The following is a 12430-nucleotide window of genomic DNA, read 5'->3' as shown; positions in this document are numbered from 1 at the left end:
AAGGCAATTTCAGCGGCTTCGCCGTAGAATGCCGGGAAAATCCAGCAGGAGAATCCCGATGAAAGCGGTGGTCTACGAGGCGTTTTCCGCACCGCCCCAAATCATGACCGTGCCCGATCCGACGCCGGAAGCGCATGGCGTCGTCGTCAAGGTGATGGCGACCGGGGTTTGCCGCAGCGACTGGCATGGCTGGGTCGGCCATGACACCGACATCCGGCTTCCCCATGTGCCCGGTCATGAGCTGGCCGGCATCGTCGAGGCGGTCGGCAAGGATGTGACGAAATGGAAGGTCGGCGACCGGGTGACGGTCCCATTCGTCGGCGGCTGCGGCGCCTGTCCTGAATGCCATTCCGGCAATCATCAGGTCTGCGACCGGCAGTTCCAACCCGGCTTCACCCACTGGGGGTCCTTCGCGCAATATGTCGGCCTGCATCAGGCGGACATCAATCTGGTGCGGTTGCCGGAGACGATGGACTTCACCACGGCCGCCAGCCTCGGCTGCCGCTTCGTGACCTCCTTCCGCGCCGTCGTCGATCAGGGCAAGACATCCGCCGGACAGTGGGTGGCGGTTCACGGCTGCGGCGGCGTCGGCCTGTCGGCGATCATGATCGCCAACGCGGTGGGCGCCAATGTCGTCGCCATCGACATTTCGGAAGACAAGCTCGACATGGCCCGAGCACTCGGCGCAGTCGCCACGGTGAACGCATCGGAGGTCGGTGAGGTCGCCGAAGCGGTCCTCGAGATCACGCGCGGCGGCGCCCATGTCTCGCTCGACGCGCTGGGACACCCCACCACCTGCTTCAATTCGATCAGCAACCTGCGCAAGCGGGGCAAGCATGTGCAGGTCGGCCTGATGCTGGCCGAGAACAGCACGCCGGCCATCCCGATGAGCCGCGTCATCGCCCAGGAGTTGGAAATCCTCGGCAGTCACGGCATGCAGGCTTACCGCTACGACGCGATGATGGAGATGATGCGCTCCGGCAAGCTGGCGCCGGAGAAGCTGATCGGCAGGACGATCACGCTGGAGCAGTCGATCGACGCCCTGATGGCCATGGATAGGTTCGAGGGCGCCGGCGTGACCGTGGTGACGGAGTTCTGATCGGGCAGCCGGAAAGTCGGTGCTTCCCGGCTCCCCACTCCTGCGGTCAGATCACGCCCTTCTCGCGCAAGGACGCGATGTCGGCCTCGCTCAGGCCGAGGGACTCCGCCAGCACCGTGTCGGTGTGCTGGCCAAGCGTCGGCGGGGCGGTGTCGTGCACCAGCGGGGTGCCGCTGTAACGGATCGGGCTCGCCACCGTCGGCACGCTGCCCTGGGTCGGGTGCGGCAGGTCCTGGTGAATGTTGCGGGCCTTCACCTGGGGGTCCTCGAACACCGCGGTCAGGTCGTTGATCGGGCCGCAGGGCACGCCGACCTCTTCCAGCGCGGCCAGCCAGTCGTGGCTGTCGCGGGTGCGGATCAGTTCCTCCAGCAGCGCCACCAGCTCCTTGCGGTTGGCGACGCGGGCCGGGTTGGTGGCATAGCGTTCGTCCTTCGCCAGATCGGGACGGCCGGCGACGGCGCAGAACTTGGCGAACTGGCCGTCATTGCCGACCGCCAGAATGATGTAGCCGTCGCGGGTGGCGAAGGCCTGATAGGGCACGATGTTCGGGTGGGCGTTGCCGAGCCGCTGCGGCGCCTTGCCGCCGACCAGGCAGTTCATCGCCTGGTTCGCCAGCACCGCCACCTGCACGTCGAGCAGGGCCAGATCGACCTGCTGCCCCTCGCCGGTGCGGTCGCGGTGGGCCAGTGCGCCCATGATGCCGATGGTGGCGTAGAGGCCGGTGAAGATGTCGGTCACCGCGACGCCGACCTTGACCGGGCCGCCGCCCGGCTCGCCGTCGGGCTGGCCGGTGATGCTCATCAACCCGCCCATGCCCTGGATCATGAAGTCGTAGCCGGCACGGTTGCGGTACGGCCCGGTCTGGCCAAACCCGGTGATCGAGCAATAGACCAGCCGCGGGTTCACCGCCTTCAGGCTGTCATAGTCGAGGCCGTATTTGACCAGCCCGCCGACCTTGAAATTCTCGATGACGACATCGGCCTGGGCGGCGAGCTTGCGGACAAGCTCCTGGCCCTCGGGCCGCTCGAAGTCGATGGTGATGGAGCGCTTGCCGCGGTTGGTCGACAGGAAATAGGCCGACTGGTCGCCGGCCCAGGGCGGACCCCAGGCACGGGTGTCATCGCCGGCACCCGGCCGTTCCACCTTGATCACGTCGGCGCCGAGATCGGCCAGCGTCTGCGCCGACCACGGCCCGGCCAGCACGCGCGACAGCTCCAGCACCCGGATGTGCGACAAGGGTCCGGCCAAGGTGTGTTCCTCCTGAATTATTGGCACTCCCCCGCCCTTGAGTTCCCTCTCCCCCCCGGGGAGAGGGAAGGGGCCCAAGCGAAGCTTGGGAAGGGTGAGGGGGACGCATGGCGAGGATTTACAAGAATCGCGGAGCGTCGGCACTATCACCGGCGCTCCGCAACGCATCCCCCTCACCCTAACCCTCTCCCCGGGGGGGAGAGGGGATATGGGGGTGGGAGAGGTTACGCCGACACCAGTTCTTCCAGCGAACGCTCGATGATGTCCAGGCCTTCGTCGACCAGGGCATCGGAGGCGGTCAGCGGGACCAGGATGCGGACGACGTTGGCGTAGGTGCCGCAGGACAGCAGGATCAGGCCCTTTTCCGCCGCCTTGGCGACCAGCGCCTTGGTCAGGTCGGCCGCCGGCTCCTTGGTCTCGCGGTCGGTCACCAGTTCCATGGCAACCATGGCGCCCAGGTTGCGGACGTCGCCGATCACCGACAGGCTGTTGCGCTGGGCCATGGTGCGGAAGCGGCCGGCGATGCGCTCACCGAGCTTTTCGGCGCGCTCGATCAGCTTCTCTTCCTCGATGACGTCGATGACGGCCAGCGCGGCGGTGGTCGCCAGCGGGCTGCCGGCATAGGTGCCGCCCAGGCCGCCGGGGATCGGCGCGTCCATCAGCGCCGCCTTGCCGGTCAGCGCCGACAGCGGGAAGCCGCCGGCCAGGCTCTTGGCCATCGTGATCAGGTCCGGCTCGATCCCGGCATGCTCGACGGCGAACATCTTGCCGGTGCGGGCGAAACCGGTCTGGATTTCGTCGACGATCATGACGATGCCGTGCTTGTCGCAGACCGCGCGGATCGCCTGCAGGAAGGACGGGCTGGCGATGTTGAAGCCGCCCTCGCCCTGCACCGGCTCGATGATGATCGCGGCGACGCGGGCCGGATCGACGTCGGACTTGAACAGATTGTCCAGCGCCTTCAGGCTCTCCGCCTCGCTGATGCCGCGGTAGGCGTTGGGGAACGGCACGTGGAAGATCTCGGCCGGGAAGGGACCGAAGCCGACCTTGTAGGGCACGACCTTGCCGGTCAGGCCCATGGTCAGCAGCGTGCGGCCGTGGAAGCCGCCGGAGAAGGCGACGACGCCGGGACGGCCGGTGGCGGCGCGGGCGACCTTGACGGCGTTCTCGACCGCCTCGGCGCCGGTGGTGAAGAAGGCGGTCTTCTTCGGGGTCGGGCCGGGGACCAGCGCGTTCAGCTTCTCCGCCAGCTCGACGAAGCTGTCATAGGGCGTGACCATCGCGCAGGTGTGGGTGAAGCGCTCCAGCTGCGCCTTCACCGCCTCCATCACCTTCGGGTGGCGGTGGCCGGTGTTCAGCACGGCGATGCCGCCGGCGAAGTCGATGAAGCGCTTGCCCTCGATGTCCCACATCTCGGCGTTTTCAGCGCGGTCGATGTAGAAGGGCATGCCGGCGGAAATGCCACGGGAGACGGCGGCCTCGCGACGGGCGACGAAGGACTGGTTGGTGCTCATGGTCTTCTTTCCTTTGACGACGGTCAGGCGCCGAGGCCGACGCAGAGATATTTGACTTCCATGAAATCATCGAGGCCGTACTTGGAGCCTTCGCGGCCGATGCCGGACTCCTTGACGCCGCCGAAGGGGGCGACTTCGGTCGAGATGATGCCCTCGTTGATGCCGACGATGCCGTATTCCAGCTTTTCCGCCACGCGCCAGACGCGGCCGATGTCGCGGCTGTAGAAATAGGCGGCGAGCCCGAATTCGGTGTCGTTCGCCATGCGGATGGCGTCCTCTTCCGTCTCGAACTTGAACAGCGGGGCGACCGGGCCGAAGATCTCCTCGCGGGCGACGCGCATCTCGGTGGTGATGCCGGTCAGGATGGTCGGCTCGAAGAAGGTGCCGCCCAGCGCGTGGCGCTTGCCGCCGAGCGCGACCTTGGCGCCCTTCTCCAGCGCATCGCCCATCAGCTCTTCCACCTTGGCGACGGCGTCGGCGTTGATCAGCGGCCCCTGGGTGACGCCCGGCTCGGCACCGTTGCCGACCTTCAGCGCCTTCACGGCCTCGGCCAGCTTGGCGGCGAAGGCGTCATAGACGCCGGCCTGGACCAGCAGGCGGTTGGCGCAGACGCAGGTCTGGCCGGCGTTGCGGTACTTCGACGCCATGGCGCCCTTGACCGCCTCGTCCAGATCGGCGTCGTCGAAGACGATGAAGGGGGCGTTGCCGCCCAGCTCCAGCGACACCTTCTTGACCGTGCTGGCGGCCTGCCGCATCAGCAGCTTGCCGACCTCGGTCGAGCCGGTGAAGCTGACCTTGCGGACGATGGGGCTGTGGGTCAGCTCATGCCCGATGGCGACCGGGTCGCGGCCCATGACGATGTTGAAGACACCGGCCGGGAAACCGGCGCGCTCGGCCAGTTCGGCCAGCGCCAGCGCCGACAGCGGGGTGTCCTCGGCCGGCTTGACCACCACGGTGCAGCCGGCGGCCAGCGCCGGAGCCACCTTGCGGGTGATCATGGCGTTCGGGAAGTTCCACGGCGTGATCGCCGCGACGACGCCGATGGCCTCCTTCAGGACGACGATCCGCTTGTTGGCGGCGAAGCTGGGGATGACGTCGCCATAGGCGCGCTTGCCCTCTTCCGCGAACCACTCGATGAAGGAGGCGCCATAGACGACCTCGCCGCGCGATTCCGTCAGCGGCTTGCCCTGCTCGGCGGTCATCAGCTGGGCCAGATCCTCTTGGGCTGCGAGGATCAGGTCGTACCAGCGGCGCAGGATGGCCGCGCGCTCCTTGGCGGTCTTGGCCTTCCACGCCGGCAGGGCGGCGTTGGCGGCGTCGATCGCCTCGCGCGTCTCGGCGGCGCCCATGTCGGACACTTCGGCGATGACGGCGCCGGTGGCGGGGTTGGTGACCGGGAAGCTCTTCCCGGAATCGGCCGCGCGCCACGCACCGTTCACGTAGCCCTTGGTTCGGAGAAGGCCCTGGTCGTTCAGCGACAGCATGTTCGATCCGCCCTGCATGAAGATTGTGGAACCGTCCGGCCGCGCCCGGTGGAAATGTCCTTGCCAATCAAGGATTTCCGTCACGGGGGCCTGGACCTTGGACAGAAGCCTACCATGTTTAATAAATTAAACAACCCCTGTTTAGCTGTTCATATTCTGATGACGGGGTTGCACGAATGGGCTATTGCGTTAACGGATGTGGAGCAGGAGTCCGGTGATGGAATTCGACGTCGGCGCAAGGTTGAAGCAGATCCGCGAACAGCATGGACTGTCGCAGCGGGCGCTCGCCCAGCGGGCCGGAGTGACCAACGGCACGATCTCCCTGATCGAGCAGAACCGCAGCAGCCCATCGGTATCGTCGCTGCGCAAGGTGCTTCAGGGCATCCCGATGACTCTTGCCGAATTCTTCTCCTCCGACGATCTGCCGCCGCCCGAGCAGATTTTCTTCAAGGGCGACGAGCTGATCGAACTGGCCGATGAGTTGAAGGGCACCGTCGGCCGGATTTCCTTCCGGCAGGTCGGCGACCTGCGCAGCCGCAACCTGCAGATCCTCCACGAACGCTACGCTCCCGGCGCCGACACCGGCCGCACCATGCTGCAGCACGAGGGCGAGGAGGGCGGCATCGTCATCAAGGGTCAGATCGAGCTGACCGTGGGCGACCGCAAGCAGCTGCTCGGTCCCGGCGATGCCTATTTCTTCGACAGCCGCGTGACGCACAGGTTCCGCAACATCGGCGAGGAAGAGTGCGAGCTGATCAGCGCCTGCACGCCGCCGTATTTGTGAGGGGCGGATTCTTGGCAGGTTAGATCCCCACCTAGCCTCCCCCGCTGAGCGGGGGAGGGACTGCCGCCGCTCTCCCGCTTCAGCACTTGCCCCCTCCCTCGCCCAGCGGGGGAGGGTTGGGGTGGGGGTCATGAGCGACCACTTCAGCCCACATTCCCCTTCAGCCGCTCGTTGCGCCGGCGCAGGATTTCCAGCGTCGACAGCATGAAGACCGAGATCACCGTCAGCACCACCGCCACCGCGGTGATGGTCGGGCTGATGTTCTCGCGGATGCCGCTGAACATCTCACGCGGCAAGGTGCGCTGCTCAGGTCCCGCAAGGAACAGCACCGTCACCACCTCGTCGAAGCTGGTGGCGAAGGCGAACAGCGCGCCCGACGCCAGACCCGGCAGGATCAGCGGCAGGATCACCTTGCGGAAGGTCAGCAGCGGCGGCGCCCCCAGCGAGGCGGCGGCGCGCGCCAGCGTCATGTCGAAGCTCTGCAGCGTCGCCGACACGGTGATGACGACGAAGGGCGTCGCCAGCGCGGTGTGGACCAGGATCAGGCCCAGATAGTTGCCGGTCAGCCCCAGCGGCGCGAAGAAGAAATAGACGCCGACCGCGGTGATGACCACCGGAACCACCATCGGCGACAGCACGACGGCCAGGATCAGCGGCTTCCACTTGCTCTTCCACTGGGCCAATCCCAGCGAAGCCAGCGTGCCCAGCGCCATCGACAGCATGGCCGACGACACGCCGATGATGAAGCTGTTCTTCAGCGAATTCATCCAGCGCGCCGAATTGAGGAATTCCTCGTACCAGCGCAGCGACAGGCCGGGCAACGGGTAGGTCAGGTAGGTGCTGGAGCTGAAGGACAGCGGCACGATCGCCAGGATCGGCGCCATCAGGAAGATGAACACCAGCGTGGAGGCGACGATCGTGGCGATCCAGGCGATGCGCTGGCTGGCGGTTTGGGGGGAATGGTTCGCGCTCAATTCTTCAGACCTCCCGTCGTCTGGCGGCCGAGCGCCAGCTTGCCGTAGACCAGCGCCAGCACCAGCGTGGAGAGCAGCAGCACCGCCCCCAGCGCCGAGGCGAGGCCCCAGTTGACCGTTTCCGTGGTGTAGAAGGCGATGAAGGACGAAATCATCTGGTCGGCGGCCCCACCGACCAGCGCCGGCGTGATGTAGTAGCCGATGGCCAGGATGAAGACGAGCAGGCAGCCGGCGCCGATCCCCGGAATGGTCTGCGGCAGGTAGATGCGCAGGAAGGCGGTCATCGGCGGCGCGCCGAGCGAGGCGGCGGCCCGCATGTAGGCCGGCGAGATGCCGCGCATGACGCTGTAGAGCGGCAGGATCATGAAGGGCAGCAGCACATGGGTCATCGCCATGTAGACGCCGAACCGGTTGTAGATCAGCCGCATCGGCTCGTCGATGACGCCCAGCCATTGCAGGGAGCCGTTGACGATGCCCTCGCTCTGCAGGATCACGATCCAGGCGCAGGTGCGCACCAGCAGCGAAGTCCAGAAGGGCAGCAGCACGAAGATCATCAGCAGGTTCGACCGGCCGGTCGGCAGGTTCGCCAGCAGATAGGCTACCGGGAAGCCCAGGATCAGGCAGAGCGCCGTGACGCCGAAGCCGATGGTGAAGGTGCGGACGAAGACCTCGCGGTAGATCGACTGGTCCGCCGGGGCCTGGACGATGGCGCCGTCGGCGTTGCGGGTCAGGTCGACCGCGGCCAGCAGGTAATAGCTGGTGACCGGGCCGCTGGCGCTCTTGATCGCGGTCCAGCTCTCGCGTTCGCCCCAGGCCGGGTTGATGCCGATCAGCGTCTCCTTGGCGGTGCCGGGAGCCGGCTGCTCCTTCAGCTTGCGGCCGGTGGAGAGCAGCGTGGTGCGATAGCCGTTGACGATGTAGTTCAGCCGCTTGGCGGCGACGGCCAGCGTGCCGGCGTCATACGCGGCGCGGAGGTCGGCGGCGAGCGCGGCGAAGGCGGCCTCGTCGGGCAGCCCCTGGCCGTTCCAATGCTCCAGCGCCGCCACGGTCTGCGGCATCGCCTGCGGCACCTCCCAATCGTCCACCGACTTCCAGATCATGCCGGCGAGCGGCACGACGAAGGTGAACAGCAGGAAGGCCAGCAGCGGCAGCACCAGGCCCAGCGCACGGAACTGCCGGGCCCGCTCGGCCCGTTTCAATCGACGCTTCAACGGCACGTCGGCGCCGGCAACGAAGGCGGCTGTCATCGGCATTGTCCTGTTGAGAAGACGCAGTGGGTGCTTACGCACTTGCGCACCATCCCCTCCCCCCCGGGAGAGGGTTAGGGTGAGGGGGACGCGAGGCGTCCAGTCACCGAAGGGCGGGAAATGATCCGCCAAAAAACTGAAGTGGGAAGCACATTTCGGCCCGATGTGTGCCGCTGTGCGTCCCCCTCACCCCGACCCTCTCCCCGCTTTCGGCGGACCGGAGGTCCGCCTGTCGCGTCAGTGCAAACGAAGTTTGCGCGTGAGCGGGGGGAGAGGGGGGTAGAGTGCCCTTACGAAAAGCTGACGCTTACTTCGCCGCCCACTTGTTGAAGCGTTCGGTCAGGCGGTCGATGTTCTCCAGCCAGAAGTCGGTGTTGATCTCGATCGCGTTCTTCATGTTGTCCGGCGCGGTCGGCAGGTCGGCCAGAACGGCCTTCGGCAGCAGCGACGGGGCCTTCTTGTTCGACGTGCCGTAGGCGATGCCTTCGGACAGCTTGGCCTGGTTCTCCGCCTTGCCGACGAAGTTCAGGAACTTGTAGGCGGCGTCCTGGTTCGGGCTGCCCTTCAGGATCACCCAGCTGTCGATGGTGTAGAGCGCGCCGTTCCACACCATGCCGAAGTTCTTTTTCTCGTTCTTGTTGGCGGCGTCGATGCGACCGTTGTAGACCGAGGTCATCGCCACTTCGCCCGAGGCCAGCAGCTGCGGCGGCTGGGCGCCGGCCTTCCACCAGACGATGTCGTTCTTGATGGTGTCGAGCTTCTTGAAGGCGCGGTCGATACCGGCCTCGGTGCCCAGCACCTTGTAGACGTCGGCCGGGGCCACGCCGTCGGCCATCAGCGCGATTTCCAGCGTGGTCTTGGCGCCCTGGCGCAGGCCGCGCTTGCCCGGGAACTTCTTGGTGTCGAAGAAATCGGCCCAGCTCTTCGGCGCGTCCTTCAGCTTGTCCTTGTCGTAGCCGAGCACGAAGTCATAGACGATGGCGCCGACGCCGCAGGGATTGACCGTGGCCGGCAGATAGATGTCCTCGCCGCCGATCTTGGAGTAGTTGATCTTCTCGTACAGGCCCTCGTCGCAGCCCAGCGCCAGCTCCTCGCTCTCGACCTGCACCACGTCCCAGGTGGAGGCGCCACCCTGGACCTTGGCGCGCAGGACGCCGACGCCGCCGTCCCAGGATTCGTCGTTCATCGGAGTGCCGGTCTCCTTGAACGGACCGAAATACACCTTCTTCTGGACGTCCTGATAGGCGCCGCCCCACGACACGACGGTCAGGTCGCGGGCGCTTGCGGCCGAAGCCAGGGCCGTGAGGGCGGTGAAGGTCGCAGCGAAACCGAGAGCCACCTTAATCTTCGACATGATTCCCCGTCCTTATTCGTCGTGGTTGTTGTTGCTGAAAGGCATCCTGGTGCCGAGGAACCACGTCCTCAGACCGGATCGAGCGCCCGGCAGTCCTCCGGGCGGAACGCGATGTAGACATTCTGGCCCGGCGCCAGACCGGCGTAGGAGCCGGCCGGCAGCTTGACCATGAATTCCGGGTTGGCCGGCGTGTTCAGCACCGCCAGCGTATGGTCGCCGAGATAGATCAGGTCGGTCAGCGTCGCCGGCAGCCGGTTCATGTCGGCGTCGCCGCTGTCGCCGGTTTCGATGGCGACCCGCTCCGGCCGGAGCGACAGCGAGGTGCGGTTGCCGGCGCCGCCGATGTTCACCGCCTGCGCCACCACCGAACCGCCGGCATCCAGCGCGACCCGCGCCCAGCCCTGTTCGATATTTTCAACAACGCCGCTCAGAACATTGTTCTCGCCGATGAAGTTGGCGACGAAGCTGTTCACCGGCCGCTCGTACAGCGCGTCCGGCCGGTCGATCTGCTGGACGATGCCGTCGTTGAAGACCGCGATGCGGTCGGACATCGTCAGCGCCTCCCCCTGGTCGTGGGTGACGTAGACGACGGTCAGGCCCATCGTCTCGTGCAGGCGCTTGATCTCCAGCTGCATATGTTCGCGCAGGCGCTTGTCGAGCGCGCCCAGCGGCTCGTCCATCAGCACCAGAGCGGGGTTGAAGACCAGGGCGCGGGCGAGCGCCACGCGCTGCTGCTGGCCGCCCGACAGCTGGCCGGGATGGCGGCTGGCGAGGTTGCCGAGCTTGATCATATCGAGCGCGGCCCGAACCCGCTCCTTCACCTCCGCCTTCGGAACGCCGCGCACCGACAGCGGGAAGGCGACGTTTTCCTCGATCGTCAGGTGGGGGAACAGGGCGTAGTTCTGGAAGACCATGCCGATGTCGCGCTTGTGCGGCGGCGTGTTCTTGATCGGCCGGTCGCCGATGAAGATGTCGCCATGGGTCGGCACTTCGAACCCGGCCAGCATCATCAGCGTGGTGGTCTTGCCCGACCCCGACGGCCCCAGCAGCGTCAGGAATTCGCCCTTGCGAATGTCGAGATCGAGGCTTTTCACCACGAGATGCTCGCCATCGTAGGTCTTCTGCACCCCGGAAAAGCGCACCAGGGTATCTGTCGTCGCGATCATCCCGCCGTCCATCCGTCCGCTCCCGTCACAGGCGACCTGGATCCGGGTACGCCACCCCGGTCCGGTCCGTCTTTCTGACCCTGACGGTACCACGCGTTTAAGAAAATAGACAAGAGGAATGACTATGTCGTGATCAATTCAACGCTTTGCCGAAATTTTGTGCAACTGCGAAGGCAATGCCCACGCTTAGACCGGCAGTGTGCTCCATTCGCGTGCGGTTGAGAAGACCAATGATCGAGATTGCGGACAGAAAGACCTGAAAAAATCAGCCTTTTCAACGAAAGGCGGGGCGAATCGCCGCAGGCGGTCCGCCCCGCGACGCGACTCAGCGCTGCTGCGCCGACTGGCTGTAGACGAAGCTGTCGAAGCCGTTCTCGGCGACGCGGAACCACAGCCGCTCCTGCTCCAGGAAGGGCTTCCAGCCGTCATAGACCTTCTTGAAGCGCGGGTTGCCGGCGGCAAGCTTGTCGTAAAATTCGAACGCCGCCTTCTCGCAGGCCTGCATCATGTCGCGCGGGAAGGGGCGCAGCACGGCGCCGCCGCCGACCAGCCGCTTGAGCGCCGAGGCGTTCAGCGTGTCGTACTTGGCGATCATCCAGCTGTTGGCTTCCCAGCAGGCCTGTTCCAGGATGGTCTGGTAGGATTTCGGCAGCTGTTCCCAGGCCTGCATGTTGAACATCAGCGGGATCTGGGCCGAACCCTCCCACCAGCCGGGGTAGTAGTAGTATTTGGCGACCTTGTGGAAGCCCAGCTTCTCGTCGTCATAGGGACCGACGAACTCCGCCGCGTCGATGGTGCCGCGTTCCAGCGCCGGATAGATGTCGCCGCCGCCGAGCTGCTGCGGCACCAGACCGAAGGGCGTCAGGATCTGGCCGACCAGACCGCCGATGCGCATCTTCAGGCCCTTCAGATCCTCCAGGCTCTTGATCTCCTTGCGGAACCAGCCGCCCATCTGGGCGCCGGTGTTGCCGGCGGGGATGTGGTGGATGTTGTAATCCTTGAACACCTCCCGCATCAGCTCCAGACCGCCGCCATGCATCATCCAGGCGATGTGCTGGCGCGTGTTCAGGCCGAAGGGCATGGCGGTGTCGAAGCAGAAGGTCGGATCCTTGCCGACATAGAAATAGGCCGCCGACTGGCCGCACTCGACCGTGCCGTTCTGCACCGCGTCCAGCACCTGCAGCGCCGGGACGATCTCGCCCGCCGCGAAGGTGCGGATCTGGAACTTGCCGTCGGTGGCGTCGGACACGCGCTTGGCGATGAACTCCGCCGCGCCATAGATGGTGTCGAGGCTCTTGGGATAGCTCGACGCCATGCGCCACTTGATCTCCGGCTGGGAGGTCTGGGCGATGGCCGGAGCCGCGATGGTCGCGGCGGTTCCGGCGGCGGCAAGGCCGACACCGGCGCTGGAGAGGAACGCACGCCGTTTCATGATGAGGAGTCTTCCCGGCTGTCTGGTTCGTTGGACTGACATGATAGCGCAACCAACCGTTTGGGGAATCCCCCTTCCGCCGGGGCAACACTGATATTGGCGAAGATTCTTGCGGCTGAAACGAAAA

10 protein-coding genes are annotated in these 12430 nt (G+C 65.9%); 2 read left to right on the top strand and 8 right to left on the bottom strand.

Going from position 1 to position 12430, the window contains the following annotated elements; genetic code table 11:
• Window positions 1-58: 58 nt before the first annotated feature.
• Entirely contained in the window at window positions 59-1099 is a 1041-nt protein-coding gene (locus ACCD06_RS05065) for a zinc-dependent alcohol dehydrogenase family protein (RefSeq protein ID WP_413339236.1), read from the top strand.
• Window positions 1100-1145: 46 nt separating this feature from the next.
• Here the strand turns inward: ACCD06_RS05065 and ACCD06_RS05060 are convergent, their stop codons facing one another.
• From ACCD06_RS05060 to ACCD06_RS05050, 3 genes are all read right to left on the bottom strand, one after another.
• Entirely contained in the window at window positions 1146-2348 is a 1203-nt protein-coding gene (locus tag ACCD06_RS05060; protein ID WP_413339234.1) for a CaiB/BaiF CoA transferase family protein, read from the bottom strand.
• Window positions 2349-2572: 224 nt separating this feature from the next.
• Entirely contained in the window at window positions 2573-3862 is a 1290-nt protein-coding gene (gabT, locus tag ACCD06_RS05055) for a 4-aminobutyrate--2-oxoglutarate transaminase (RefSeq protein ID WP_136703152.1), read from the bottom strand.
• Window positions 3863-3885: 23 nt separating this feature from the next.
• Window positions 3886-5346 (bottom strand): NAD-dependent succinate-semialdehyde dehydrogenase, encoded by a 1461-nt coding sequence (locus tag ACCD06_RS05050; RefSeq protein WP_211103557.1) that lies wholly within the window; start codon window positions 5344-5346, stop codon window positions 3886-3888.
• 217 nt (window positions 5347-5563) lie between these two features.
• On the opposite strand from ACCD06_RS05050, the gene ACCD06_RS05045 reads away from it, so the two are divergent.
• The gene (locus tag ACCD06_RS05045; protein WP_109151829.1) at window positions 5564-6130 is read left to right on the top strand and encodes a cupin domain-containing protein; all 567 of its coding nucleotides are present in this window, start codon (window positions 5564-5566) and stop codon (window positions 6128-6130) included.
• Between the two features lie 143 nt (window positions 6131-6273).
• Here the strand turns inward: ACCD06_RS05045 and ACCD06_RS05040 are convergent, their stop codons facing one another.
• The 5 genes from ACCD06_RS05040 to ACCD06_RS05020 form a co-directional block, all read right to left on the bottom strand.
• Window positions 6274-7104 (bottom strand): ABC transporter permease, encoded by an 831-nt coding sequence (locus tag ACCD06_RS05040; RefSeq protein ID WP_169054926.1) that lies wholly within the window; start codon window positions 7102-7104, stop codon window positions 6274-6276.
• Window positions 7101-8351 (bottom strand): ABC transporter permease, encoded by a 1251-nt coding sequence (locus ACCD06_RS05035; protein ID WP_413339231.1) that lies wholly within the window; start codon window positions 8349-8351, stop codon window positions 7101-7103. Before ACCD06_RS05035 ends, ACCD06_RS05040 begins: the two co-directional genes overlap by 4 nt.
• Window positions 8352-8658: 307 nt before the next feature.
• Window positions 8659-9705 carry an ABC transporter substrate-binding protein gene (locus ACCD06_RS05030; RefSeq protein ID WP_109156644.1) on the bottom strand — a complete coding sequence of 349 codons (1047 nt, stop codon included), beginning with the start codon at window positions 9703-9705 and terminating at the stop codon, window positions 8659-8661.
• 68 nt (window positions 9706-9773) lie between these two features.
• Entirely contained in the window at window positions 9774-10883 is a 1110-nt protein-coding gene (locus ACCD06_RS05025) for an ABC transporter ATP-binding protein (protein ID WP_413339229.1), read from the bottom strand.
• Window positions 10884-11196: 313 nt separating this feature from the next.
• A complete protein-coding gene (locus ACCD06_RS05020; RefSeq protein ID WP_413339227.1) occupies window positions 11197-12303 on the bottom strand; it encodes a TRAP transporter substrate-binding protein in 1107 nt (368 codons plus the stop codon).
• Between the last annotated feature and the right edge of the window lie 127 nt (window positions 12304-12430).

This window comes from Azospirillum sp. CT11-132, from assembly GCF_047302835.1.
Lineage (GTDB): Bacteria > Pseudomonadota > Alphaproteobacteria > Azospirillales > Azospirillaceae > Azospirillum.
Note: the sequence above shows the minus strand (reverse complement) of the source record. Positions and strands in the feature narration are given on the sequence as shown.